The organism is Tsukamurella sp. II2bb (genome assembly GCF_057815145.1).
Map to the genome: position 1 here is coordinate 134,243 of NZ_JBYPZI010000005.1, position 26,001 is coordinate 160,243.

The following is a 26,001-nucleotide window of genomic DNA, read 5'->3' on the forward strand; positions in this document are numbered from 1 at the left end:
TCGATTCCTTAGACGCGGATACCGCGCTCGGCGAGCCAGGCCTGCGGATCCAGCTTCGCGCCGCCCGGGCTGTGCACCTCGAAGTGCAGGTGCGGGCCCGTCGACATGCCGTTGTTGCCGACCCAGCTGACCAGGTCACCGGCCTTCACGGTCTGCCCGACGTGGACGTTCACGTTGTACATGTGGCCGTAGACCAGCACGGTGCCGTCCGAGAGGCGGATCTTGACCCAGATGCCGAAGCCCGAGGCGGGGCCGGCATCGGTGACCACACCGTCGGCGGCGGCGAACAGCGGGGTGCCGAGCGGGGCGGCCAGGTCGAGCCCGCCGTGCATGGCGCCCCAGCGGGTGCCGAAGTTGGAGGTCAGGGTGGCGCCGTTGATGGGAGCGGTCACCTTCGGGCGCATCGAGTCGATGATGCGCTTGTCGTCCGCGTCCTTGCGGGCCTTGCCTCCGGCGAGACCGGCGGCGAACTGCTCGGTGCCCTGCGCGGCCGGAAGCGGTGCCTGGCGGCCGGCGTTGAACTCGGGGCCGCTGGGCGGGACGATCGGCTGCTGGGAGGTCGACGGTCCCTCGCCTGCGGTGGCGCTGACGACGGCGGCGCCGGCGACGCTGGCGCCCGCGGCGAGCGCGAGCAGCGCGGCGCGGCCCTTGAGTGCGTGCGGGGCGGTGGGGATGCGGTGCTTGCCGCCCTTGCGGACGGGCGCGGGGATCAGCTCGGGAGCGGCCTCGGGCGAGCTGAGGAGTGCGGTCTCCTCCAGCTCGTCCAGCTCGGGCGCGTCGAACTCGGTGTCCCGGGTGAAGAGCACCTCGGGGATCATGAGGTCCTGCGTGACCTCGGAGCTGGACGGCCGGTACAGCAGGCCGGTGTCCTCCGGGCTGTCGGCCCAGCTCTCGGAGTAGGCCTCCTCAAGGCGGGCCTCGAGTTCATCCAGCGGGATGATCGCGGTGATCGACTCATCATCGAGGACCTGTGTGCTGCCCTGCGGGCGCACGTGGTTCTCGCGACTCCGTGTCATATCTCGCCTACTCCAACCGTAAAAACCGCACTTCGGACCACGTGGTGATCCGACCATGTCCTCGTCGTGACCGCTTCGTGATCCGCGTTCCATCGACGATAACGAAATGATTGCGGTGAGACAACCTCTCCGGCGGACCTCCGACCGAATGTGTGCTTGGTCACAACGAGATCACAAAGCCCTGCGTCACACTGGTGTCAGTGCTGGTAGAGCCGGACCCGGTCGTCGTCCGCGTCGTAATCGTAGAGCTCCGCGTACCGCCCCCAGTCGATGGCCAGGCGCATCTGCCGCTCGGCGTCCTCCGGGCCGAAGCCGCGGCGCAGCAGATCGACGAAGAAGCCGAGCCTGGCGGCCCCGTCGTTCGCCGCCCGGAGGGTCCGCAGGACGGTGCGGACGAGGGGTGCGCGGGCCGCGGCCTGTCGCGCGAAGACCTCCTTCGCCTCGGTCAGCGGCACCGTCACGAAGGTGCGGCCCTCCTCGGTGATGCTGATGTCGTTGCCGACCACGTCGACGAAGCCCAGCATCGCGGCGGCGTCCACCAGCGGCATGATGTCGTCCAGCTCGAAGTTCAGGTCGGCCGCGAGGTCGGGCAGGTCCGCGTGGTCGTCGTGGGCGTGCACCAGTTCGACGAGGCCCGCGAGCCCGCCGACGGTGGCGTCCGGGAGGGGCCGGCTCACCGGCGTGGCGTCGCCGGGGTCGGGCGCGTGCTGGATCTCGGCGCTGCGCCCGGTGAGCGCCTCGTACAGCTCGTCGACGATCTCCTCGAATTCGGGGGCCGACCGGTCGCGCGGCCGGACCAGAGGGATCGAGGTCTCGTGCACGATGCGTCCGGGCTTCGAGCCGAGGACCACGACCCGATCGGCGAGCAGCACCGCCTCCTCGATGTTGTGGGTCACGATGCAGATGCTCCGCGTCGGGAAGTCGTCCTGCCCCCACAGTTCGACGATCTCGTTGCGCAGGTTCTCCGCCGTCAGCACGTCGAGCGCCGAGAAGGGCTCGTCCATGAGCAGCAGGTCGGGTTCGAGGACGAGGGCCCGCGCGAAGCCGACGCGCTGCCGCATTCCGCCCGAGAGCTCGCGGGGATACGCCGAGGCGAAGCCGTCGAGGCCGATCGTGTCGATCGCCGCCAGCGCACGGGTGCGCCGGGCGTCCTTGGCGACGTTCCGGGCGAGCAGGCCCAGCTCCACGTTGTCCTGCACGGTCAGCCAGGGCATCAACGCGAAGGACTGGAAGATCATCGCCGTGCCCGGGTTCGGGCCGGTGAGGGCGGCACCGTCGGCCTCGACGGTGCCGGACGTCGCGGGGGTGAGCCCGGCGATGATCCGCAACAGGGTCGACTTGCCCGAGCCCGAGCGGCCCAGCAGGGCGACGATCTCGCCCGGCTCGATGGTGAGCTCGATGTCGTCGAGGACGGTGAGGGTCTCGCCGGTGGCGCCCTCGAAGCTCTTGGTGAGGCCGGAGAGGTGGATCAGGGGCCGGGTCGCGGTGGTCATGGAGTGCTCCTCGGGGACGGGGTGGCTTCTAGAGGGAGTAGCGGCGCTCGGCCAGGCGGTAGAGGCGGCGCCACAGGGCGGCGTTGGTGCCCACGACGAACAGGCACATCACGACGATGCCCAGCAGTAGGTGCGCGGTGTGCTCGACGCCGGTGGCGGCGGTGGCGCGGGCGATGTAGTCGCCGAGGCCGTAGGCGTGGTGCTCCTCGCCGTTGTACGAGACGACCTCGGCGACGATCGAGGCGTTCCAGGCCCCGCCCGCGGCGGTGATGCCGCCGGTCACGTAGCCCGCGAAGACGCCGGGCAGCAGGACGTACCGCCACCGCATCCGTCGGGACAGGCGCATGTCGGCGGCGGCTTCGAGGAGGTCGCCGGGAATCGCGCTGGCCGCGGCGATCACGTTGAACAGGATGTACCACTGGGTGCCGAGCGCCATGAGGACGATGCCGCCGAAGTCCAGCGGGATGTTCCACGCCACGAAGACGGCCGTCACCAGGGGGAAGAGGAAGTTCGCGGGGAAGCTCGCGAAGATCTGGATGAAGGGCTGCAGCGCGCGGCTCAGGGCCGGGTTCAGGCCGATCACCACGCCGATCGGCACCCACACGACGGTGGCGAAGATCATCACGACGGCGACCCTGGCCATCGTGGCGAGGCCGAGGAGGAGGACGTGGCCGACCTCGCCGATCCCCGCGTCCCGCAGGATCACCTCGACGCACCGGTAGATGCCGTACGCGAGCGCCGCGAGGACGACGGCGGCGAAGACCAGGTCGCCGGCCCGGCGCCGGGCGGGAGCGACGACGGTGGCCGTGCGGGTCCGTCCGCCGAGGGCACCGAAGACCGTGTCGCACAGCGCGATCACCGGGGCGAGCGCCCGACCGACGACGGTGCCGACGTGCGAGCGGCGCAGCAGGGTGAGGACGGCCGAGCGCGGCTCGCGGCTCGTCGCGGAGTCCTCGAGGCGGAAGCGCTCCGCCCACGCGGTGAGCGGGCTCCAGAACAGCAGGTTGACGCCGACGATCACCACGATCATCGCGAGGATCGCCCACCCGACGCGGCCGAGGTCACCGTCGGCGGAGGCGGACGCGACGTAGGCGCCGATGCCGGGGAGCGCGTACTCGTGGCCCGCCACCGACACCGCCTCGGAGGCGGTGAGGAAGAACCAACCCCCGCCGAAGCTCATCATCGCGTTCCAGACCAGCGGGATCATCCCGCTGGGCACGTCCAGTCGCCAGAAGCGTTGCCACCGGGACAGTCCCAGATTCTGCGCGGCCTCGCCCAGGTCGCGCGGCTGGCTGATCAGGCTCTGGTAGAAGGCGAAGGTCATGTTCCAGGCCTGCGAGGTGAAGATCGCGAAGATCGCGGCGCATTCGAGGCCGAGCGTGGAGCCGGGGAACAGGGCGATGAACAGAGTGACCGTGATCGACAGGAAGCCGAGGATCGGCACCGACTGCAGCACGTCGAGGACCGGCATGAGCACGGACCGCGCGCGCCGGGACCGCGCGGCGATCGTGGCGTAGACGAACGTGAAGGCCAGCGACGCCGCGAGCGCGAGGAACATGCGCAGCAGGGAGCGCCCGGCGTAGTACGGCAGGCGTGCCGGATCGGTATCGATGCCGGCCTGCGCCTGCGTCAGGTCGACGGGTGCGTTCATGCCCTGGCCGACCCGGATCACCAGCCAGATCAGCGCGGCGGCGCCGAGCACGACGAGGACGTCGGCGACGATGCCCGCGCCGCGTTCGCGGCGTCCCGCCCGGCCGCGGGCCGAGAGCAGGGCGAGGGGAGCGGTGCTCACAGGTCCGCCTCCTCGCGCTCGGCGAGGACGTTCCAGCGCACGGCGGTCACCGACGGTTCCATGCTCAGCTGGCTGATCGCCGACTCGAGGGCGCGGTCGTCGCGCCCGTCGGCCGCGAGCGTCGCGCGGACCTCGACGAGGCCCTCGCCGGTGTTGCTGCTGCTGATCGACTGGAGGTGGAAGACGGTGCGGCTCAACGCCTGCACCAGCATCACCCGCACGTGCGCCTCGTTCTCGTCGCGGGTGACCGCGACGAACTCGTAGCGGCTGGGCGCCTCCTTGCCGGTGTCGGGGGCCTTATCCACGACGTGGCCCACCGAGCGCAGCGCGGTGTTGACGGCGATCACCACCCCGGTGCCGACGGCCGCCGCGAAGTACAGGCCGGAGCCGGCGAGGGCGCCCACCGCGGCGGAGCACCACAGGGTGGCCGCCGTGTTGAGCCCGCGCACGGTGAGGCCGTCGCGGAGGATCACGCCGCCGCCGAGGAAGCCGATCCCGGAGACGATCTGGGCCGCGACCCGGGTGGGGTCGCCGCCCGCGAATCCGAAGGCGGACAACACCACGAACAGCGCGGAGCCGACCGCGACCAGTGCATTGGTGCGCAGGCCCGCCATCCGGGCGCGGTACTGCCGCTCCAGGCCGATCAGAGTGCCGAAGCCGACACCGGCGGCGATCCGCAGGAGGATGTCGAGCATGGTGACGCTCGAGGTGACGTGCATGGTGTTCTCCCTCGTCGGGGCACGCGTCATCGCGCCGCGACCAGGGCGGCGGACGTGCGTGATCGGTGCTGTTGCCGGGCAGCCCGAAGCCACGACGGATCGCCGCCGGGGGTGTCGAGCTACCCGAACCGGTTGAGGCTCAGCGGATCCCCCACGGTGATGCGGGAGACGCCGAGTAGGGACTGTGACTGTCGTCGGGCATTGCATCACCTCCATGGGGCCGGGAGACCACGCGCCGATGGAGGGAAGGTGAAGAAATCGCGCCCCTCCACGTCAGACCTTCAGCACTTCGCGGCGTGAACCCGTGTGACGGGAGCCAATCGGGGCGCACCCTTAAGCCGGATGCACCTGTCCTGACCCGGGGCGTCTCTCGACGTTCGGGGTCGCTGGCCTGTTTCCGCGAAGGAGCCTCAGCGAACGAATGGCGCCTTGCGCAACAAGCATGACACGGGCTACGGGGTGGGGCAACCCGAGTAGTGTGGCCCGCCATGGAGGTACCCACGACGAGGGGCAGGGCCGGCGTCGCCGAGGTGACCGGTACCGCGCGCGAGCGCGCCAAGGCCGCCCGCCGCCGCGAACTGCTCGCCGCCGCGGCCGCGCTCATGGCGGAACGCGGTTTCGCGGGGGTGCGTCTCGAGGACATCGGTGCCGCGGCGGGGGTCTCCGGACCCGCCATGTACCGGCACTTCGCGGGCAAACAGGACGTGCTCGCCGCGCTCCTGGTGGAGATCTCGGAGTACCTCCACGACGGTGGCCGCCGGGTCGCGGACGAGTACGCCGACGATCCGCGCGCTGCGCTGTGCGAGCTCGTCGACTTCCACGTCGACTTCGCCGCCTCCGAGCCGGATCTGATCCGCGTGCAGTACCGCGACCTGTGGTCGCTGGGGCCGGAGGACGCCCGCAGGGTGCGGCGGCTGCAGCGGCAGTACGTCGAGATCTGGACCGACGCGTTGACCGAGATCGGTGGTGAGCGCGTGGACAATCGGGCTGTCGTGCACGCCGTCTTCGGCCTGATCAACGCCGCGCCGAGTCTCCCCGCCCTGCCGCAGTCCCGCCTGCGCGCCCTCCTTCGAGACAAGGCCCTCGCCGCCCTCGGTATCTAACCCCGATTGAACACCGTTATGGAGACCCTGACCTGGGGTTTTGCTCTCCATAACGGTGTTCAATCGGGTGGTACTAGACAGGTGGCCCAGGTCACAGCTATGCTCGTTTCAGTTAATGGTGACTAACTCACGAGGAGCGGGTGTGACATTCCGCGAGGAACACGAGGCGAACGTCGCCGAGCTGAGGGCGCGGCTCGAGAGGGTGGCGCAGGGCGGCGGCGAGCGGGCCCGCGCCCGGCACGAGGGCCGCGGCAAGCTGATGGTCCGCGAGCGCATCCGGCGGCTGCTGGATACCGGTAGCCCGTTCCTGGAGGTCGCGCCGCTGGCGGCCGAGGACATGTACGACGGCAAGGCTCCGTCGGCAGGCGCCGTCGCGGGCATCGGCACCGTCTCCGGCCGGCAGGTCATGATCGTCGCCAACGACGCGACGGTCTCGGGCGGTACGTACTACCCGGTCACCGTGAAGAAGCACCTGCGCGCGCAGGAGATCGCGCTGCAGAACCGGCTGCCCTGCATCTACCTCGTCGACTCGGGCGGAGCCATGCTGCTCAACCAGGACGAGGTCTTCCCGGACCGCGAACACTTCGGCCGCATCTTCTACAACCAGGCCACCATGAGCGCCGCGGGTATCCCGCAGATCGCGGCGGTGCTGGGCAGTTCCACCGCGGGCGGCGCCTACGTGCCGGCCATGAGCGACGAGACGGTCATCGTCCGGGACCAGGGCACCATCTTCCTCGCCGGCCCGCCGCTGGTGAAGGCCGCGACGGGCGAGGACGTCACCGCGGAGGACCTGGGCGGCGGCCTCATGCACTCCACGAAGTCCGGCGTCACCGACCATCTCGTCGACTCCGACGACGAGGCGCTGGAGAAGGTCCGGCAGATCGTCGGGCGGCTCGGCCCCGTCGGCGAGGTGCAGTGGGACGTGCGCCCGGCGCGACCCGCACTGCGCCCGCAGACCGATCTCTACGACGTGGTGCCGACGGATCCGAAGATCGGCTACGACGTGCGGAAGGTGATCGAGATCATCGCCGACGGGGGCGAATTCGACGAGTTCAAGGAGCTCTTCGGCACCACGCTGGTCACCGCCTTCGCCCGGATCCACGGGCACCCGGTGGGCATCATCGGCAACAACGGCGTGCTCTTCGCAGAGGCGGCGCAGAAGGGCGCCCACTTCATCGAGCTGTGCGACAAGCGTCGCATCCCGCTGCTGTTCCTGCAGAACATCACCGGCTTCATGGTCGGCCGGCAGTACGAGGAGGGCGGCATCGCCAAGCACGGCGCCAAGATGGTGACCGCGGTGGCGTGCGCCCGGGTCCCCAAGTTCACCGTGATCGTGGGCGGCTCCTTCGGCGCCGGCAATTACTCGATGTGCGGCCGCGCGTATTCGCCTCGCTTCCTGTGGATGTGGCCGAACGCCCGGATCTCCGTCATGGGCGGGCCGCAGGCCGCCGACACCCTCGCCTCCGTCCGCCGCGACCAGGAGGGGATCGAGGAGTTCAAGCAGGGGGTTCGCGACCAGTTCGACCGCCAGTCCCAGGCCTACTACTCCACGGCGCGGCTGTGGGACGACGGCGTCATCGACCCCGCCGACACCCGCACCGTCCTCGGCCTCGCGCTGGAAGCGGCGTCCCGCACGCCGCTGCCCGAGGTCTCCTACGGCGTCTTCCGGATGTGAGCTGAGATGAGCACGAAGATCGAGAAGGTCCTGATCGCCAACCGCGGCGAGATCGCCTGCCGCGTCATCGATACATTGCGCACGCTGGGCATCGCCAGCGTCGCGGTGTACTCCGATGCGGACGCCGACGCCCGGCACGTGAAGCTGGCCGACGAGGCCGTGCGCCTCGGTCCGGCGGCTGCCACCGAGAGCTACCTGCGCATCGACCGGGTGGTGGAGGCCGCGCGCGTCACGGGCGCCGACGCGGTGCACCCCGGCTACGGCTTCCTTTCCGAGAACGCCGCCTTCGCCCGGGCGCTGGCGGACGCCGGGATCGAATTCCTCGGCCCGCCTGTGGAAGCCATCGAGACGATGGGTGACAAGATCACCGCCCGCGCCGCCGTCGTGGAGCGCGACGTGCCCGTGGTGCCCGGCATCAGCCGCCCGGGCCTCACGGACGCCGACCTCATCGGCGCGGCCGAGGGCATCGGCTTCCCCGTGCTGATCAAGCCCAGCGCGGGCGGCGGCGGCAAGGGCATGCACCGGGTGGAGAACCCGGCGGACCTGCCCGCCGCGGTCGCCGCCGCGCGTCGCGAGGCGGCCGCCGCCTTCGGCGATGACACGCTGTTCTTGGAGCACTTCGTGGACACCCCGCGCCACATCGAGGTGCAGGTACTGGCGGATAAGCACGGCAACGTGATCCACCTCGGCGAGCGCGAGTGTTCGCTGCAGCGCCGCCATCAGAAGGTGATCGAGGAGGCACCGTCGGCCCTGCTCGACGAGGCCACCCGGGCCGAGATCGGCCGCGCCGCCTGCGATGCCGCGCGGTCCGTCGGTTACACCGGCGTGGGCACCGTCGAGTTCATCGTCTCGGCGAAGCGTCCCGAGCAGTTCTTCTTCATGGAGATGAACACCCGCCTGCAGGTCGAGCATCCCGTCACCGAGCTGGTGACCGGAGTCGATCTGGTGGAGCAGCAGATCCGGGTCGCGAACGGTGAGGTGTTGTCGCTCACGCAGGACGACATCGTGCTCACCGGGCACGCAGTCGAGGCCCGCGTCTACGCCGAGGATCCCGCGGCCGGCTTCCTGCCGACCGGCGGCACGGTGACGGCGCTGCGCTACCCCCGGAGCGACCGCCGCGGTCCGGTCCGCGTGGACACCGGCATCGAGGCCGGCAGTGTCGTCGGCAGCGATTACGATCCCATGCTGGCCAAGGTGATCGTGCACGCCGACGACCGCGAGCAGGCCCTGCGCCGCCTCGACGAGGCCCTCGCCGGCACCCAGCTGACGGGCCTGCGGACCAACGTCGACTTCTGCCGATTCGTCCTCGCCGACGGTGACGTCGTCTCCGGCACGCTCGACACCGAGCTGCTGGATCGCCTGGCGCCCACCTACACCCGCCCGGAGCCGACGGTCCGCGCCTACGCCGCCGCCGCGCTCACCGCAGTCGCCGCCTCCCGCGGCGAGGGGGCGTGGGGCACCGAGACCGGGTGGCGCATCGGGGGTGCGCAGCCCACCGTCGTCCGGTTCGACGGTGACGGTGACGGCCAGGTCTCGGCCTCTGTCCTGGGAGACGCGGTGACGGTGCGCAGCTCCGGGGACGAGCCCCGTCTGGACTGGGCGGGCACCGCCCGCCTCGCCGGCGCCGGGAGCGGAGCGAGCGGGCCGCATCCAGCGGGCGAGCGTCTCGTGGTCGACGGCTTCTCGACGCCGGTCACCGTCGACCTGATCGACGGAACGTACTGGGTCAGTGGCGAGGACGGCACGTACGAGCTGCCGCTCGCGAGGTCCACGTCGAAGGATCGCGACGGTGCGCACGGCGGAGACGTCGTGAGCCCGATGCCGGGCGCCGTGGTCGCGGTTCCGGTCGAGGACGGCCAGACGGTGACCAAGGGCGAGACCCTGGTGATCATCGAGGCGATGAAGATGGAGCAGCCGCTCGCCGCGCCGCACGACGGCGTGGTGTCGATCGCGGTGCGCACGGGCGACAAGGTGACCGCGGCGCAGGTACTCGCGACCGTCACGGCCACGGAAACGGAAGAGAACTGACATGGAACTGACCCAGGACTACGCCGATCTGCGGGACACGGTGCGCGACTTCGCGAACCAGGTGGTCGCGCCCGTCTCGGCCAAGCACGACGAGGAGCACTCCTTCCCGTACGAGGTGGTCGAGCAGATGGGGCGGATGGGCCTGTTCGGCCTCCCCTTCCCCGAGGAGTACGGCGGCATGGGCGGCGACTACTTCGCCCTGGCGTTGACGCTCGAGGAACTCGGCCGCGTGGACCAGTCCGTCGCGATGACGGTCGAGGCGGCCGTCGGCCTCGGCGCCATGCCGATCTACAAGTTCGGGACCGAGGAGCAGAAGCAGAAGTACCTGCCCGCCCTCGCCGCGGGCGAGAAGCTCTCCGGTTTCGGTCTCACGGAGCCGGGCTGCGGCTCGGACGCCTCCGGCACCCAGACCACCGCCAAGCTCGACGGCGACGAGTGGGTCATCAACGGCGCCAAGCAGTTCATCACCAACTCAGGCACCGACATCACCAGCCTGGTGACGGTGACCGCCGTCACCGGCACCGGACCCGACGGGCGCAAGCGGATCTCCTCGATCATCGTGCCCAGCGGCACGCCCGGCTTCACCGTGGAGCCCGCGTACAACAAGGTGGGCTGGAACGCCTCCGACACGCATCCGCTGAGCTTCGCGGATGTGCGCGTGCCGCGGGAGAACCTGCTCGGCGAGGAGGGGCGCGGCTACGCGAACTTCCTGTCCATCCTCGACGAGGGCCGTATCGCCATCGCCGCCGTCGCGACCGGTGCCGCGCAGGGCTGCGTCGACGAGTCGGTGAAGTACGCCAAGGAGCGCAACGCCTTCGGTAGGCCGATCGGCGGCTTCCAGTCGATCGCCTTCGCCATCGCGCGGATGGAGGCCCGCGCGCACACCGCCCGCGTCGCCTACTACGAGGCGGCGCGGCTCATGCTGGCCGGCAAGCCCTTCAAGAAGGAGGCGGCGATCGCCAAGATGATCGCCTCCGAGGCGGCGATGGACAATGCGCGCATGGCCACCCAGATCCACGGCGGGTACGGCTTCATGAACGAGTACCCGGTGGCCCGGCACTACCGGGATTCGAAGATCCTCGAGATCGGTGAGGGCACCACTGAGGTGCAGCTCATGCTGATCGCCCGTTCGCTGGGGCTGAGCGCATGACCGAGAATGCTCCCGAGCCGACGAAGCGCGTCACCCAGCGCGGCCTGTGGTTCGACGAGTTCGCCGAGGGGGTGCTCTACGAGCACCGGCCCGGCGTGACCGTCACCGAGGCCGACAACATGCTGTTCACCAAGCTGACCATGAACACACAGGCCCTGCACCTGGACGCGCACTGGTCCGCGCAGCAGCCGGGGTTCGGCGGTCAGCGGCTGGTGAATTCGATGTACACGCTCTCCACGCTGGTCGGGCTGTCCGTCGCGCAGCTCACCCAGGGCACGCTGGTCGCGAATCTCGGCTTCTCCGAGATCGCCTTCCCCGCACCGGTCTTCGCCGGTGACACGCTGTACGCCGAGACGCTGTGCACGGGCAAGCGGGAGTCGAAGTCGCGGCCGGGGCAGGGCATCGTCAACCTGCGGCACGTGGCACGGAACCAGGACGGCACCGTCGTCGCGGTGGCGGAACGGTCGACCCTGGTGCGCACGGCGCCGTCGGACGGGGAGGCCTGAATGTTCTTCTCCGACGGCCGGGACGCCCCGGCCTGGCAGCCGCCCGGCCCCGCGATCCTGTTCTGCCCCGCTGATCGCCCCGAGCGGTACGCCAAGGCGGCCGAGCGCGCGGATGCGGTGATCCTCGACCTCGAGGACGCGGTCACCGCTGATGCGCGCCCGGCCGCGCGCGAGGCGTTGATCGACAATCCGTTGGACCCGGACACCACGATCGTGCGGGTGAACGCCCTGGGCACCTACGACTTCGCTGAAGACGTCGAGGCGCTGCGCCGGACGGCCTATCGTGTGGTCATGCTCGCCAAGACCGAGTCGGCGCACCAGCTGGACCGGCTGGCGCAGGTCGACGGGTTGCAGGTGATCGCGCTCATCGAGACGCCGCTGGGCGCGGTGAACGTGAACGAGATCGCCGCCCACCCGCGGTGCATCGGACTGATGTGGGGCGCCGAGGATCTGGTGGCCGCGATGGGCGGGCGCTCCAGCCGTCTGGCGGACCACACCTATCGCGACGTCCCGCGGCACGTCCGCTCGGCCACCCGCCTGGCCGCGGCGGCCCACGGCAAGTTCGCCCTCGACGCGGTGCACATCGACATCGCCGACACCGAGGGCCTCGCCGCGGAGGCGGAGGACGCGGTGGCGCTCGGCTTCGCCGCCACCGTCTGCATCCACCCGTCGCAGGCGGCGGTGATCCGCGCCGCGTACCGGCCCACGGACGACGAGATCGCCTGGGCCCGCGAGGTGCTCGAGGCGGAGGCCGGCAACAACGGCGTCTTCTCGGTGCAGGGGCGGATGATCGACGCGCCGCTGCTCGCCCAGGCCCGCGCGATCCTCGCCCGGGCGGACTGACGTCACACCAGGAGGAGCGAAGATGACCACCCCGTCCTACGACCGCGGCGAGGCCGAGCCGGCGCTGCTCACCGCCACCATCGGCGCCCAGCTCGAGATGACCGCCGACCGGTTCGGCGACCGTACGGCGCTCGTCGACGTGCCGTCGGGCCGCCGCTGGACCTACGCGGAACTGCTCGCCGACTCGCGGGCCTTCGCGGCGGCACTGCTGCGCACCGGGATCCGCCGGGGCGATCGCGTCGGCGTCTGGGCGCCCAACACCCCGGAGTGGGTGATCGTGCAGTTCGGCACCGCGCTCGCCGGCGTGATCCTGGTCAATCTCAACCCCGCCTACCGGCAGCGCGAACTGGAGTACGCGCTGAACCAGTCCGGGATCGTCGCCGTGTTCACGATGACGAGCTTCAAGACCTCCGAGTACGCCGCGATGCTCGAGGCGGCGCGGCCCGAGGCGCCGTCGTTGCGCGATGTGGTGACCTTCGGCTTGCCCGAGTGGGACGCCCACCTCACCGCGCCCACCGAGAGCGAGCTCGACGCCCTCGCCGATCTCGGTGACGAGCTGCGCGCCGACGACCCGATCAACATCCAGTACACCTCGGGCACAACGGGTTTCCCCAAGGGTGCCACGCTGACCCACACCAACATCCTCAACAACGGATACCTGGTGGGGGAGCTGCTGAACTACACGGAGCAGGATTCGATCTGCATCCCGGTGCCCTTCTACCACTGCTTCGGCATGGTCATGGGCAACCTCGCGGCGATCACGCACGGCGCCGCGATGGTGATCCCGGGGCCGGCCTTCGTGCCCGAGGAGGCGCTGGCCGCCGTCGCCGCGGAGAGGTGCACCAGCCTCTACGGCGTGCCCACGATGTTCATCGCCGAACTCGCCCTCGCGGACTTCGACTCCTACGACCTGTCCAGCCTGCGCACCGGCATCATGGCGGGCTCGCCGTGCCCCGAAGAGGTCATGCGCAGGGTGGTCGAGAAGATGGGGATGACCGAGGTCTCGATCTGTTACGGCATGACCGAGACCTCGCCGGTGTCCACCCAGACGCGGGTCGACGACGCGCTCGAGCTGCGGGTCGGCACCGTCGGGCGGGTGGGGCCGCACCTGGAGGTGAAGGTGGTCGACCCGATCGACGGCACCGAGGTCGCCCGAGGCGACGTCGGGGAGTTCTGCACGCGTGGCTATTCCGTGATGCGGGGCTACTGGAACAATCCCGAGAAGACGGCCGAGGCGATCGACGCCGACGGCTGGATGCACACCGGCGACCTCGCAACGATGGACGAGAACGGGTACGTGCGGATCACGGGCCGGATCAAGGACATGGTGATCCGCGGCGGCGAGAACATCTACCCGCGGGAGATCGAGGAGTTCCTCTACACCCACCCGGACATCCTCGACGCGCAGGTGATCGGCGTGCCCGACGAGAAGTACGGCGAGGAGCTGATGGCCTGGATCCAGCTCCGTGATGGCGTGGACTCCTTCACCGTCGAGGACCTGCGGGCCTTCGCGGAGGGAAGGATCGCGCGGCACAAGATCCCGCGCTACGTGCACGTGGTGACGTCCTTCCCGATGACGGTGTCGGGGAAGATCCGCAAGGTGCAGATGCGAGAAGAGTCCGTGACGCTGCTGGGTCTGGAAGGCTGACGGGGTGTATTCGATCGATCGCTTCGCAGAGACCGTCGGCCTCCCCACGGGGGACTACGACGCCGTGTACCAGTGGTCCGTGTCCGAGCCCGAGAAGTTCTGGGGCGCGATCTGGGACTTCTTCGAGCTCGGGGAGCGGCCCGGCCCGGTGCTCGCCACGCGCGAGATGCCCGGCGCCCGATGGTTCCCGGAGGTACGGCTGAACTACGTGGACCGGGTGCTGCAGTACGCCTCGCTGCCCGGCGCCGCCATCGTCGGGCTGTCGGACGACGGTGCTCGGGTCGAGATCCCGTGGTCCGAGCTGCCGTCGCGGGTGTCCGCGATCGCGGAGCTGCTGCGGTCGCGGGGTGTGGGCGTGGGCGACACCGTCGCGGCGTACCTGCCCGACGAACCGTTCGCGGTGCTCGCCTTCCTGGCCACGGCGTCGATCGGTGCGGTGTGGTCGGGCTGCGGCCAGGATTACGCGCCCGAGGGCGCGGCCGGCCGGATGGCGCAGCTGCAGCCCAAGGTGCTCTTCGCCCGCGACGGCTACGCCTACGGTGAGAAGCGGGTGGACAAGCGCGCCGACACCGTCGAACTGGCCGGCCTGCTGGGGGTTCCGGACTCGCACGTGATCACGGAGCTGCCGGAGCCGGGCCCGCAGACCCCGGAGCTGAAGTCGGTACAGGTGCCCTTCGATCACCCGCTGTGGGTGCTCTTCTCCTCCGGCACCACCGGCAAGCCGAAGGGGATCGTGCAGGGGCACGGCGGCATCCTCATCGAGCATCTCAAGGTGCTGGGCCTGCACAACGAGATCGGGCCGGGTGACGTCTTCTTCTGGCACACCGCGCTGTCCTGGATGATGTGGAACTACCAGGTTGCGGGCCTACTGATGGGCGCGACCATCGTGACCTTCTCCGGGAATCCGCTGGCACCGACCGCGGATCGTCTGTGGCAGGTCTGCGAGGACGAGAAGGTGACCTTCTTCGGTACCAGCCCGGGGCAGCTGCAGGCCTCCCGCAAGGCGGGCCTGAACCCGGGAACTGATCACCGCCTGGTGCTGAAGACGATCGGCAGCACCGGGTCGCCGCTCGCGCCCGACCTGTTCACCTGGGTCGACGAGCATGTGGCGCACGGCCTTCCCGTGAGTTCGGTATCGGGCGGGACGGACGTGTGCAGCGCCTTCTGCGGGGGGACGGTGTCCGTGCCGCACGTGCCGGGGGAGCTGACGGTGCGCTACCTCGGGTGTGCACTCGAGGCGTGGGCGCCGGACCGGACCCCGCTGATCGGCGAGGTCGGCGAGATGGTGATCACCCAGCCGATGCCGTCGATGCCGACGAATTTCTGGAACGATCCGGGCGATGCGAAGTACCGGGCCGCGTACTTCGAGCACGAGTGGACCGACGGTGTGGCCGAGAACGTGTGGCGGCACGGCGATTGGGTGGAGCTGACCGACCGCGGTTCGATGACGATCCACGGGCGCAGCGATGCGACCCTGAATCGCAACGGCATCCGCATGGGCTCGGCCGACATCTACGAGGTGGTCGAGGCGATCCCGGAGATCGCGGAGGCGATGGTCGTCGGCGTCGACGGCCCGGACGCGAAGTACTGGATGCCGCTGTTCCTCACCGTGGTCCCCGGGGCGGAATTGACGGACGAGCTGGTCGGGCGGATCCGCGCCGACGTGCGGTCCCGTCTCTCGCCGCGGCACGTGCCCGACGAGGTGATCCTCGCTCCCGGCATCCCGCACACCAAGACCGGCAAGAAGCTGGAGATCCCCGTCACCGGGATGCTCGCCGGCCGGGATGTCAGCGTCGACCCCAAGTCCGTGGACGATCCGGAGTTGCTGAGCTGGTACGAGGAGCGGGGCCGCGCCCACGCCTGGTGATCCACGGGTCTCCGCTGAGCTGTGGCGAGGACCGGGCTGCGAACTGGAGCGGTACTGACCGGGGCGCGAGGAAAATCGCGAGCTTCTCGCGAGTCCATGCGTGCGACGCATGACTCGCGGGAGCGGATGGTCGCTACGCGCGCAGATGTCGTCGCCAGCGGCGCTGGTCAGGTATTTCCGCAGGTCACAGGTGAGCCTGCGCCGCTAGGGACGACATCTGGGCGGCTATCCCTGGCGCGGCGTGCGGCGACGAGGCTCGGGCGAAGTGTTCAGTCCACCACGCCGATCTCCTCGATCGTGCCGCCCGTTTCCGCGGAGATTCCGCAGAAGCCGCACGTCGACATTCGATCGCCGTTCCAACAGGAGAGCTTGCTGCACGTGCCGCACTTGACGAAGCTGTTGGCTCGGCAAGCCGCGCAGCCCGGATAATCAGGCCCGATAGTCATGCTTCCGGACAGATTCCGGTTGACGCCGGCGGCGCCTGCGGCCTCCGGGGGCGCTGGATGCGAGGTGAGCAGCTCCCAGCCGGTCGTGGTCTGGCCGAAGGCCCCGAGCGTGAAGGACGAGGTAGCGGCGCAACCGAAGTAGACGTAGGCCTTGCCGCGCGGTCTGGGGGTAGCGGTCATTGATGTGTTCCTGTCTTCTCGTTTCGGGACATAATCTCTGGTGTCGCGGGCATTGCCGCATAGGTCCGTCTCACGACGCGTTTTTCAGGATGAGGTACTGCGCTGCTGCAGACTGCTTCGCCAGTGTGAAGGTCGAGCTGAGAGTCTCTGCATAGTAGCGGCCGAAATGGACCGCGCAGGCGTACTTGTCGCTGTTATTGAGTTTTCCGCAGCGCGCTACGTCTACCGCGAGACCCGGTATTCGTCCGTTCGCCGAAGGAGTGGGGTACCTGTCAAGCAGCTTCTCTCGGGCAGCGGCCGGATCGCGCATACGTTGCACGTGAGTGCTTTCGATAACGGATTCGAGGTCAACGCCGTAGTCGGTGACGTCCTTATTCCAGACCTCCCGTTGGCTGGGAAGCGCTAGGTTCTTCGCGTACGGTGTGCGATACCCGAACAAGGGTGAGTTGTTGCGCGAGAGTCCGAATCCCACTGGTATCTCGCTCCCACCGCTGCCCGAGAGCGTGCGGGAGACGATGCCGTCGCGGTCCATGTCTACATCGAGGGGTGGCAGGCCGAGGTACAGAGTGGGTCGATAGGTCGGCAACTTGGACACCTGTGCCGTCAGCGCTTTGCCGACGAGGGTGGTCGCGGTTTCTCGGGTGTCGGCCCTGGCGTGGGCGATCAACAGGAGGTCGCCACGCTGGGTGATTGCGGCGACCTTCTGCGTGTCCGGAGTCGAGTCGGTCCCGAGTGAACGCGCTCCGTCGATCTTCGAGAATGCGCCCGGTGACGGTTCATCCTTGACGCGGAGCGCCTCCACAGCACGACTTGCCGTTGCGGCGTCGGCGAACCGCAGCATGCCGACGGCCAGGGTTCGGCTCGGAGTGTCCGAGTCGCCGGTCTGCGCGATGAATCCGCCGAGGAAGGGTACGGACTTCAAGGTCCGCACCTGCTCCGGGGTGAACACCTGCGGCCAGCCCATACTCTTGAACTTGTCGCCGATATCGATGCCGAACTGGACCGGCGCTACGAGCGGCGAGGTGATCGTTTCCGGAACGTTGTTTGTCAGCGACGGGTCGATCGACCACGGTTCGATGACGCCGTCGGCCATCCGCCAACTCTCCTGAACCCACGCGTCGGCGGGCGTCCCCGCCGTGACTTTCCGAGGGGTGATGGGGAAGTTGCCGGTGTCCAGCTTGATCGCTGTCGGGTCGGCGGTCGGCGTACCTGGGACCGTCGAGGTGCAGGCGGCAAGGGGAAGGCACAGCGTGGCGGTGACCGCGGCGGCAATCGCGCCCCTCATGATGCGTCCCTTGCGACGGAGCGCGAGGGGGACTCGCGGAGGGACCGGCGGAAGTCGGCGGCGAAGAGGATCGCGGTGCGCGGCCGGGCGGCGGGGTCGGGTGACATGGCGGTTCGGACGACGGCGGACGGCCCGGGAGCGACACCGTGGAGCTCGGGGATGGTTCCGCTAAGGATCAAGCCGATCAAGTCTGCCGCATTAGAAGCGGCGAACGGTGGAGCTCCGGTGAGGAGGTGGAACGCGGTGCACGCGAGAGAGTAGGTATCGGCGCAGTGCGAGTACGGCGCGCCGTTGATGAGCTCTGGTGCGAGGTACGCACGGTCCCATACGTGCGGGTACTGGATCGACGGGGCGGTGGCCTCCGCCGTCATCAGAGTCGTCCCCGCGAGTTCCGGATCGGCGAACCCGATGAGGCGGGCCGCGCCGACGCGGCCCGACGTGAACGTCACCACGATGTTGTTCGGCTGCACCGCGCCGTGCAGCCGATTCCGCAGCCCCCATTCCGTACTCAGTTCGCCGGCAACGTGATCGAGGATCACGGCGACGTCGGCCGGAGCGATAGGGGCGCGGGTGCGGATCACCTCCGCGGCGGTCATGGACGTCATGATGACCTCTACCGCGGGCTCCACCAGTACCAGCCGTCGTCGAACCGCGAGCAGGTCGCTTCCCAGCCGTACGACCACGCGTTCTGCTCGCAGGTCCAGCTCGAACTGAACGGTCCGATCCAGCCGACGTCTGCGTTCGCGGCTCCCGCGGACAGCGCGCTGCCGGCGGCGACGGCGCAGACGCAGACGGCGGACGCGACGATGGCTCTGATCGATTTCATGGTCTTTCCTACTCGGTTCGACAGCCTGTGACAGCGATGACACTATCTGTTGTGCATCGATGGCTCCAGGGGCTCTGACCAGCAGTGCAAGCGCTGCTTAGGCGCCTGTTCAGTTCTCGCCGGCGGCCTCGCCGATCACGTACGCGGTAGCCGCGGCTTGCCGCGTGAGCTTGAGGGTGGGGACTGATCGTCGTGGCCAGATACCTGCCGACGACCACGGTGCAGCCCGATGAAGCCCTCTTGCTGCCACGCATCCGCGGACCAATACTCAGCGTTGGTGATCCGAAGGATAATCGGCCTTGAACGGTTGCTGTCGGATAGCCGAATTCGAGACGCGAAGGTAGCGATTTCAATTTCCGGCAACTCCGATCTGGTCATAGGATTTGTTGGATCTCGGTTCACTCTGTCCGGCGCTGCCGGAGGAAGATGCAGGGAGCTGGAGCATTCACCTCGAAACGCCGATCGTCGGCATTGTCATAGTCTGAACGGCCATCCTCGGCCTGGCAGCCGGGGCGCTCAACCTAGACGACTGCCACGAGGCAGTCGGAATCGACGGTGACGAAGCCGTAGAGTAGGACGGATCGCCGCGGGGGAGAGCACGGTCGAGCAGGAAGTCGAAACGGCGCGTCGGCGTGCGCTCGCGAGGATGAACCGTTAGCGGCGCAAGACCGTGTGAGCGACGAAGGTCTGCCGAACAAGCTCGGTATCACCGATCCGAAGCGGTTCGCTGAATACCTCATGCTCCGCGAGGCGGGCCACCCCGTCGGCTGACCGCGCGGCAGCGGCGCACGCCGCCCGCCACGTGGCCATGCACCCTCTGCCCGGCTCGCGAGGCCCGGTCCTGGAGTCCGTCTCTCGGACGACGAGGTCGCTCGGATCAGCGCCCTCCCCGGCGAGCGCATCGGCCCGAACCCGGCGGAGTTCAACCTCCGCTGATTCGCCGGTCCGGGCCGCGGGCCCGGGTTCGGGCCCGGGCGACCTCGGGCCCGTGTCTTCAGTGCGTGAAGGCGACGGTGACCGAGCCGAGTCCGGTGATGTCGGCCCGGACGGTGCCCGGGGCGCCGACCGCGACCATCGGGCCGAGGGCCCCGGAGAGAATCACCTGGCCGGCGAGCAGGGGCTGGCCGACGTCGCGCGCGGTACGCGCGAGCCACGCCAGCGCCAGCAGGGGGTCGCCGAGGCAGGCGGCGCCGTTTCCGGTGGAGACGACGGTGCCGTCGACGGACATCCGCATCTGAGCCTCGACCGGCTCGAAGGCATCCAGGGTGCGCCGCTCGTCACCCAGCACGTACAGCCCGCTCGACCCGTTGTCGGCGACGGTGTCACCGAAGGTGATGTCCCACCCGGCGATCCGGCTGTCGACGATCTCGATCGCCGCCGCGGCGTAGTCCACCGCGGCGCGGATCCGGGCGGCGTCGAGCGGCCCGTCCGCCAGGTCGTCGGCGAGGACGAAGGCGACCTCCGCCTCAGCCTTCGGCTGTAGCAGGCGCGTGAGGGGAATCGGTTGGTCCTGCCCGCAGCGCATGTCGTCCAGGAGCACGCCGAAGTCCGGTCGATCGACACCGAGCTGCTGCTGGACGGCTGGCGAGGTCAGGCCGATCTTGCGCCCGACGACCCGCGCCCCCGCCGCGATTCGGGTGCCGATGTTGAGCTCCTGGACGGCGTACGCGGCGGCGACGTCGTCGCTGCCGATGAGATCGCGCACCGGCGCGCACGGCGTCGACATTGCGGCCGCGGCACGGAGCCGTTCAGCGGCGGCCATGATCGCGGCGGACTGGCCGGTGGTGGAACCGGCGGCACTGGGGGGTGGTGTGGTCATCTGGCTTCCCGGGGTAGTTGTCAATGGTGGTCGGGCCTGCGGTTCCACTGTCCCGGTTGTGGTCAGCCGCCGCCAAGCCGGCGTTCCACTGAGTCGACTGCTCTACCGTGGGCTCGGTGGGTACGGGGCGCCGGGGTCGCGGTGGCCGCCGCCGGCGCGGGCATCCCGACGGTGCTGGAGCTCGGGGGCAAGAGCGCGAACATCGTCTTCGCGGACGCCGACCTCGAGCGGGCCGCCGACGGTGCCGTCGCCGCGATCTTCTCCGGCGCAGGGCAGTCGTGCATCGCGGGATCCCGCCTGCTCGTTGAGTCGAGTGTGCGCGCGGAGTTCGTCCGAGGCGGAGGGTCGTCTACAACCTCTGCGACACCCACGTCGCCTAGCTCCTCGACGAGGCCCGTATACCTCGCCGAACACCTGCGTATGGGCCTAGCTGATCAGCCCGCCGGGAATGGCCCGCGGGCCCGCGGACTCCGAGAACGTGACTGTGAAGTATTCTATGAGACAGGAAAAAGGCGCACTCGTCCGGCTGTCCCTGATCGAGGGTGACGACCTCCGGTTCGTGAGCCAGTACGAAGGTGCCCCGGCGGCCTGCGCTACGCCCCCGACGGCGGCACGGTCGCCCGCCTGTCGTGTTCCGCCTCCGGGATGGCCTGGATGTCCCAGCTTCCCGAGGAGGAGGCCTCGGGCGGATCTATCGTCAGGGCATCGGCACCCGCGAGGAGTTCGGCCCCAACCACTATCGAGGAGATCCGCGCGGCGCTCGCGGTGACCTGCGAACGCGGATGGGCCACCGTCGACGAGACGTGGGCCGCCGGTATATCTGCCGTTGCCAGCCCCGTCCTGGACACTGAGTCCGGCCGCCCGGTCGGCGTCGCTAGCATAGCCGGCCCGAGCATGGTGCTCACCGAAGCGAGTAGGTACGAATTGGCCGCCGACGTCCTCGCCGTCTGCAGCGAACTATCCCACCTCGCCGTGCAAGAAGCACACTCCGTCCTCGTCTGATCACCGGATCCGCTCGGCGAGCAGCGCAGCGGTCATCACGACGGTGGCGTGCGGCCCGCTGCGCAACGGCCCGGGCAGCACGGAGGCGTCCACAACCCGCAGGCCGACGGTGCCGGGCGGGGCCCCGGCACCGCCGACGCCGGAACCGAGGGGCAGGGTTCCCCAGGCGTGCGAGGACATCCCGATCACGGGGTCGATCGCGATCGAGCCGGGTTCGACGAGGTGCGCGAACGCGCGGGAGGCGAGCATCGCGACCACTTCCTCGACTCCCCGGGCCAGGCGGGCGAGCGACTCCGGGTCGGGTTCGCCGAGGTCGAGCGCGATGCCCGGCCCGGCGGGCGCGATGCGCCCGGCGGTGGCGCGGGTCATGTCGGCGATGCCGATCGCCACCCCGCCGCGCGGCAGGCCGGGGAGGTAGTCGGCGAAATCACCGCCGTACGGTCGCAGCTCCAGGCCGTCGGCGGTGTGCAGCACGGTCTGCAGCAACGCGACCGCGGGCAGCGGGACGCGCGGGGTGAACCGGACGATGCGTTCCGGGTGCTCGTGCGGGGTGAGGGGACCGAGGATCGGAACCAGCAGGGCGGCGGTGCCGAGGGTGCCGGCCGCGAGGATCACTTCGCCTGCGTCCATCCCGCCCCGGTCGGTGTGGACGCCGGTGACCCGCCCGCCCCGCTCCGCGAGGCCCCGTACGCGGGCCCGCACTGTCGTGACGCCGGCGGCACCGAACCCGTCGGCGGTGGTCCACCGATGACCGGCGACCCGGTTCGAACGCACCCGGTTCACCCCGATCACCGGCCACGGACCGGTGGCCGGCGGGCCCCAGTACGCCTCGAACGCCCGGGCCACGTCCCCGAGCTCGGCATCGGCGAAGGCGGTCACCCGCATTGCGGGCTCGATCGCCGCGAACGTCGCGTCGATCTCGTCGGGGGTCCACGGCCACGGGGCGTAGTCGTCGCGGTGCCCGCGCAGGAAGTAGCCGCCGTTGATCGCCGCGGAGCCGCCGAGGCCGTGGCCGCGGACCACGTCGCGCCCGCGCCGCTCCGGGTATCGGAGCACACGGTCGCCGGGATGCAGCGGCAGCGCGGTGAGCCGGGTGAGGGCCGGCGGCGGCGCCGCGACCGGACCGGCCTCGACCAGCAACACCCGGCGGCTGCGGGCGAGGATCGCCGCGACCGCGGCGCCCGCGCTGCCCGCCCCGACGACCACGGTGTCGGCGGTCCGCGCCGCGCTCATCGGGTGAGCACCGGGCGCAGCGCGGCGGGCGCCCGGCGCCGGAGCGCGCCCTGCCACACGCCGAGCCCGTAGGCGAGGTCGTCGAGGCGGTGCAGCACGGCCCAGGTCAGCGGGTCTGGATGGCGCGCCGACGGTTCCCGGGCCACACCGAGCGCCCAGGTCACGACCGGTTCGAGCGCGGCGGCGAGGAGGACCCGCCGCCGGAACCGCCGACTCGCCGCGGTGGCGACGACGGTGAGCGGCCAGTGGTGCCGCAGCAGCGCCGACCAGCCCTGCAGGACGCCGTATCCGGCGGCCCGGGCGACGGTGCGGGCGGCGAGCGCGTCCCGGCCGGGCACATCGGCGAGCCGCCCGCGCAGGCGGTGGAACATCCAGCCGTACGCACAGCCCGCGGCCAGCGCCCCCGGCCGGGTTCCGGACAGCAGGCCGACGGTGCCGACCGCGCCGGGGATCGAGGTGACCACGGGCGCCGCGGCCGCGCCGTGCCGGCGGGCCAGCTCGGCCGCCCCGGTGCCGTAGAACCGGCGGCGGTCCAGCAGCCCACCGAGGGCGTGGCGGTGGTCGTGACCGACCCGGGCGGCGGGGTCGTAGCGCACGGTCCAGCCGGCCCCGTCGAGCCGCCAGCACAGGTCCACGTCCTCGGCGACCCGCAGCGCCTCATCGAAACCCCCGACCCCGTCGAACGCGGCGCGGCGGACCACCAGGGCCGCGGACGGCACGTACGGAATCGGGTTGCCGGGCCGGGCGGCGGCGCCCTGGGGGCCCATGTCCAGGCTGGAGTGCAGGTCGGCGAACCGGCCGACCGGGCCGCGTCGCACCCCGGCGGGCGCGGGGAGGCCGACGATGCGCGGGGCGGCCACCGCCACCGTCGGGTCGGCGAACAGCGCGGTGAGGGGTTCGAGCCAGCCCGGCTCGGGCACGGTGTCGGCGTCGAGGAAGGCCACCAGGCCGGTGTCCGCGAGCGCGGCGCCGACGTTGCGGGCGTGCGCGGGGCCGCGGTTGCGGGGCAGCCGCAGCACGCGGATCCCGTCGCCCGTGCGGATCCGCAGCGGAACCGGGGAGCCGTCGTCCACCACCACCACGGGCACGCCGGGCAGCGCCGCGAGCAGCCGGTCCAGGCCCGCCTGGTCGCCGCGGACCGGGATCACGACGGTGACGTCCCGGGACCCGTCGCCGGGCGGGACGGGGTGAGCCACGCCGGCGTCGAGGAGCCGCCGGGCGAGCACGCCGGTGTTCCGGTCGCGGACGGTGACGGTGCCGTCCGCCCCGATCAACCGGGTCGCCGCGGCGGACAGGGTGAGGACCCGCAGGGGCGCGCCGCCGATCAGCCGCCGCGGGTCGCGGGCGCGGCGGCATCGCGGGTCGATCCGGACCGCGAACCCGGGCGGCAGGTCGCGGACCGCGGGGCCGCTCACGTCAGTCGCCCGGTGTCGTCGACCGCCCACCGCTGCAGCGCCGCGACCAGCGTCGCGGTGAGCGCGTCCAGCATACGCGCGCCGTCCGCCGCGGTCGCCGCGGTCGGATCGCCCAGGACCCCGTTCGGCGCGACGGCGGCGACGCCGCCGGCGCGCAGGCGATCCATCACCTCCCCGATGGGCGCGGTGTTCCCCGGTTCGGCGCGATCGAGACGCACGGCAGCGGGGTCGAGGGCGAGCAGCACGGACGTCTCGGTGCGGCCGGCGTGCGCGTCCGCCGCCGGGAACGTACACGGGAACCACGCGGCGTCGCGGCCCTCGTACCGCAGCCGGTGCACCGCCGCCGCCACCGGGACTGCGTTGCCGCCGTGACCGTTGACCAGCAGGATCCGGCCCGCCCACCGGCTCGCGCTGCGCCCGAGCTCGAGCAGCACGAGTTCCAGCGCCTTCCGGCCGATCGAGACGGTGCCGGGGAACCCCTCGTGCTCGCCGGACGCGCCGTAGGGCAGCGGCGGGCCGAGGACCACCGCGCCGGCACCGTCGAACCGCTCGGCCGCACGGCGGGACACCACGGCCGCGACGCGGGTATCCGTATCGAGCGGTAGATGCGGTCCGTGCTGCTCGATGGACCCGATCGGCACGACCAGCGTCGGGCGGTCGCCGCCGGGCCCCGGCGCCAGCTCCGGGGAGGTGAGTTCGGTGAGCGCCCGCACGGCGGTCACGCCCCGTAGGCGCGTTCGAAGCCGTCCGGGATGACCAGGTCGTCCCGGGTGAGGTCGGCGACGTCGGCGCGGCCGAGCCCCATGAGCGCGGAGTCGATCCCCATCCGCATCAGGTCGAGGACGTTCTCCACCCCCGCCTGTCCGTTGGCGGCGAGGCCCCACAGGTACGCGCGGCCGATCATCACGGCCCGGGCGCCCAGGGCGAGGGCCTTGACCACGTCGGAGCCGCGCCGGATCCCGCCGTCGAGCAGGACGTCGAGGTCGGCGCCCACGGCGTCGGCGATCGGGCCGAGCACGCGGATGCTGGCCGGGGTCCCGTCGAGGTTGTTGCCGCCGTGATTGGACACGGAGATCGCGGTGGCGCCGATGTCGACGGCGCGCCGGGCGTCGTCGACGCGGGTGACGCCCTTGACCATGAACTCCCCGCCCCACAGTTCCCGCAGCCACGCCAGATCGTCCCAGGTGGGCGGCGGGGTGTTCATCCACTGCCCGTAGGCGCCGAAGAACGTGGGCCCGGTCTGGCCGCGCTCCACCAGGTTCGGCGTGCTGAGGTCGGGCACGACGATCCGGCCGTCACGGATCCAGTCCAGCGCGTAGCGGGGGCGGGCGGCGATCTCGGGCGCGAGGCGGGCGAGCGCCCGCAGATCCACCTTCTCGGGGATCTCGGGGCTGCCCCAGTCCCGGCCGATGTTGAACACCCAGTCGGTGGTGACGATCAGCCCGGTGCACCCGGCGTCCTTCGCGCGCCGGGCGCGGGCGGCGATCTCGTCGCGGCTGCCCAGCCAGTAGATCTGGAAGAACGTCCTGCCGTTCACGGCCGTGACGTCCTCGACCGGCTTGCTCGCGAAGCTGGACAGTCCCATCGCGGTGCCGCGGGCCGCGGCGGCGCGCGCGACCGCCACCTCGCCGTCGGGATCGACGGCCTGCACCCCGGTCGGCGAGATCATCACGGGCAGCGCGAGGTCCTGGCCCATCACCCGGGTGGCGAGGTTCCGCTCGGCGGTCGCGCCGATGACGTGCGGCGCGAAGCCGAGTTCGGCGAATGCGGCGGTGTTGTCATGGGACGTCACGCCGCCCTGGGTGCCGGCGATCAGCGACGAGTACACGGTGCGCGGGAGCCGCTTGCGCGCCCGCTGCTGCGCCTCGTGGACGGTTTCGAACCAGGGGTTGCGGCGCCACGGGTTCTTCTCCAGCAGCGCGGTGAGGGTGGTCATCGGGGTGGTCCTCCGGAGA

At 70.7% G+C, this 26,001-nt stretch carries 23 protein-coding genes and 1 riboswitch; of the genes, 10 read left to right on the top strand and 13 right to left on the bottom strand.

The genetic code is table 11. The features are described 5' to 3' along the window. Nucleotides 1-8: 8 nt before the first annotated feature. The 4 genes from AC21LY_RS13090 to AC21LY_RS13105 all read right to left on the bottom strand — a co-directional run bounded on the left by AC21LY_RS13090 (nt 9) and on the right by AC21LY_RS13105 (nt 5,020). Nucleotides 9-1,016 carry a M23 family metallopeptidase gene (locus tag AC21LY_RS13090; protein ID WP_489046924.1) on the bottom strand — a complete coding sequence of 336 codons (1,008 nt, stop codon included), beginning with the start codon at nt 1,014-1,016 and terminating at the stop codon, nt 9-11. 197 nt (nt 1,017-1,213) lie between these two features. After that, entirely contained in the window at nt 1,214-2,509 is a 1,296-nt protein-coding gene (locus AC21LY_RS13095; RefSeq protein WP_489046925.1) for an ABC transporter ATP-binding protein, read from the bottom strand. Nucleotides 2,510-2,537: 28 nt separating this feature from the next. Continuing rightward, nucleotides 2,538-4,301, bottom strand: a complete 1,764-nt coding sequence (locus AC21LY_RS13100; RefSeq protein ID WP_489046926.1) for an ABC transporter permease — start codon at nt 4,299-4,301, stop codon at nt 2,538-2,540. Continuing rightward, nucleotides 4,298-5,020, bottom strand: a complete 723-nt coding sequence (locus AC21LY_RS13105; protein ID WP_489046927.1) for an MgtC/SapB family protein — start codon at nt 5,018-5,020, stop codon at nt 4,298-4,300. Before AC21LY_RS13105 ends, AC21LY_RS13100 begins: the two co-directional genes overlap by 4 nt. Nucleotides 5,021-5,279: 259 nt before the next feature. Beyond that, nucleotides 5,280-5,449: riboswitch (M-box (ykoK) riboswitch) on the bottom strand. Nucleotides 5,450-5,508: 59 nt separating this feature from the next. Between AC21LY_RS13105 and AC21LY_RS13110 the strand changes: the two genes are divergently transcribed. The 8 genes from AC21LY_RS13110 (at nt 5,509) to AC21LY_RS13145 (ending at nt 15,840) form a co-directional block, all read left to right on the top strand. Then, on the top strand, nt 5,509-6,123 hold the full coding sequence (locus tag AC21LY_RS13110; protein WP_489046928.1) for a TetR/AcrR family transcriptional regulator: 615 nt from the start codon (nt 5,509-5,511) through the stop codon (nt 6,121-6,123). Between the two features lie 115 nt (nt 6,124-6,238). Beyond that, nucleotides 6,239-7,798, top strand: a complete 1,560-nt coding sequence (locus tag AC21LY_RS13115) for a carboxyl transferase domain-containing protein (protein ID WP_489046929.1) — start codon at nt 6,239-6,241, stop codon at nt 7,796-7,798. A gap of 6 nt (nt 7,799-7,804) precedes the next feature. Further along, nucleotides 7,805-9,826 carry an acetyl/propionyl/methylcrotonyl-CoA carboxylase subunit alpha gene (locus AC21LY_RS13120; RefSeq protein ID WP_489046930.1) on the top strand — a complete coding sequence of 674 codons (2,022 nt, stop codon included), beginning with the start codon at nt 7,805-7,807 and terminating at the stop codon, nt 9,824-9,826. Nucleotide 9,827: 1 nt separating this feature from the next. Then, on the top strand, nt 9,828-10,976 hold the full coding sequence (locus tag AC21LY_RS13125; RefSeq protein WP_489046931.1) for an acyl-CoA dehydrogenase family protein: 1,149 nt from the start codon (nt 9,828-9,830) through the stop codon (nt 10,974-10,976). Further along, nucleotides 10,973-11,482, top strand: a complete 510-nt coding sequence (locus AC21LY_RS13130; RefSeq protein ID WP_489046932.1) for a MaoC family dehydratase — start codon at nt 10,973-10,975, stop codon at nt 11,480-11,482. Before AC21LY_RS13125 ends, AC21LY_RS13130 begins: the two co-directional genes overlap by 4 nt. Beyond that, nucleotides 11,483-12,325 carry an HpcH/HpaI aldolase/citrate lyase family protein gene (locus tag AC21LY_RS13135; protein WP_489046933.1) on the top strand — a complete coding sequence of 281 codons (843 nt, stop codon included), beginning with the start codon at nt 11,483-11,485 and terminating at the stop codon, nt 12,323-12,325. Nucleotides 12,326-12,347: 22 nt separating this feature from the next. Next, nucleotides 12,348-13,973, top strand: coding sequence for an AMP-binding protein (locus AC21LY_RS13140; protein ID WP_489046934.1), 1,626 nt, complete (start codon nt 12,348-12,350; stop codon nt 13,971-13,973). A 4-nt stretch (nt 13,974-13,977) separates the two neighbouring features. Next, on the top strand, nt 13,978-15,840 hold the full coding sequence (locus AC21LY_RS13145) for an acetoacetate--CoA ligase (RefSeq protein ID WP_489046935.1): 1,863 nt from the start codon (nt 13,978-13,980) through the stop codon (nt 15,838-15,840). A 269-nt stretch (nt 15,841-16,109) separates the two neighbouring features. Here AC21LY_RS13145 and AC21LY_RS13150 read toward each other — a convergent pair whose 3' ends face one another. The 5 genes from AC21LY_RS13150 to AC21LY_RS13170 all read right to left on the bottom strand — a co-directional run bounded on the left by AC21LY_RS13150 (nt 16,110) and on the right by AC21LY_RS13170 (nt 20,396). After that, the gene (locus AC21LY_RS13150; RefSeq protein ID WP_489046936.1) at nt 16,110-16,466 is read right to left on the bottom strand and encodes a hypothetical protein; all 357 of its coding nucleotides are present in this window, start codon (nt 16,464-16,466) and stop codon (nt 16,110-16,112) included. A 70-nt stretch (nt 16,467-16,536) separates the two neighbouring features. Further along, complete coding sequence (locus AC21LY_RS13155) at nt 16,537-17,751, bottom strand: DUF7373 family lipoprotein (RefSeq protein WP_489046937.1); 1,215 nt, start codon at nt 17,749-17,751, stop codon at nt 16,537-16,539. Then, a complete protein-coding gene (locus AC21LY_RS13160) occupies nt 17,748-18,347 on the bottom strand; it encodes a protein kinase domain-containing protein (protein ID WP_489046938.1) in 600 nt (199 codons plus the stop codon). The genes AC21LY_RS13155 and AC21LY_RS13160 overlap by 4 nt, the downstream gene beginning before the upstream one ends. A 17-nt stretch (nt 18,348-18,364) precedes the next feature. Then, nucleotides 18,365-18,577, bottom strand: coding sequence for a hypothetical protein (locus tag AC21LY_RS13165; RefSeq protein ID WP_489046939.1), 213 nt, complete (start codon nt 18,575-18,577; stop codon nt 18,365-18,367). A gap of 994 nt (nt 18,578-19,571) precedes the next feature. After that, nucleotides 19,572-20,396 carry a 2-keto-4-pentenoate hydratase gene (locus tag AC21LY_RS13170; RefSeq protein WP_489046940.1) on the bottom strand — a complete coding sequence of 275 codons (825 nt, stop codon included), beginning with the start codon at nt 20,394-20,396 and terminating at the stop codon, nt 19,572-19,574. 141 nt (nt 20,397-20,537) lie between these two features. Between AC21LY_RS13170 and AC21LY_RS13175 the strand changes: the two genes are divergently transcribed. Both AC21LY_RS13175 and AC21LY_RS13180 read left to right on the top strand, forming a co-directional pair. Further along, the gene (locus tag AC21LY_RS13175) at nt 20,538-20,942 is read left to right on the top strand and encodes an aldehyde dehydrogenase family protein (protein ID WP_489046941.1); all 405 of its coding nucleotides are present in this window, start codon (nt 20,538-20,540) and stop codon (nt 20,940-20,942) included. Nucleotides 20,943-20,984: 42 nt separating this feature from the next. Beyond that, nucleotides 20,985-21,398, top strand: a complete 414-nt coding sequence (locus AC21LY_RS13180; protein WP_489047151.1) for an IclR family transcriptional regulator domain-containing protein — start codon at nt 20,985-20,987, stop codon at nt 21,396-21,398. Here AC21LY_RS13180 and mftG read toward each other — a convergent pair whose 3' ends face one another. The 4 genes from mftG to mftD are packed head-to-tail and all read right to left on the bottom strand — an operon-like array spanning nt 21,399 to nt 25,982. Then, nucleotides 21,399-22,631 (bottom strand): mycofactocin system GMC family oxidoreductase MftG, encoded by a 1,233-nt coding sequence (gene mftG, locus AC21LY_RS13185; protein ID WP_489046942.1) that lies wholly within the window; start codon nt 22,629-22,631, stop codon nt 21,399-21,401. Next, on the bottom strand, nt 22,628-24,046 hold the full coding sequence (mftF, locus tag AC21LY_RS13190; RefSeq protein ID WP_489046943.1) for a mycofactocin biosynthesis glycosyltransferase MftF: 1,419 nt from the start codon (nt 24,044-24,046) through the stop codon (nt 22,628-22,630). The genes mftG and mftF overlap by 4 nt, the downstream gene beginning before the upstream one ends. Further along, the gene (mftE, locus tag AC21LY_RS13195) at nt 24,043-24,759 is read right to left on the bottom strand and encodes a mycofactocin biosynthesis peptidyl-dipeptidase MftE (protein WP_489047152.1); all 717 of its coding nucleotides are present in this window, start codon (nt 24,757-24,759) and stop codon (nt 24,043-24,045) included. The genes mftF and mftE overlap by 4 nt, the downstream gene beginning before the upstream one ends. A gap of 5 nt (nt 24,760-24,764) precedes the next feature. Further along, nucleotides 24,765-25,982 (bottom strand): pre-mycofactocin synthase MftD, encoded by a 1,218-nt coding sequence (mftD, locus tag AC21LY_RS13200; RefSeq protein ID WP_489046944.1) that lies wholly within the window; start codon nt 25,980-25,982, stop codon nt 24,765-24,767. Nucleotides 25,983-26,001 lie beyond the last annotated feature (19 nt).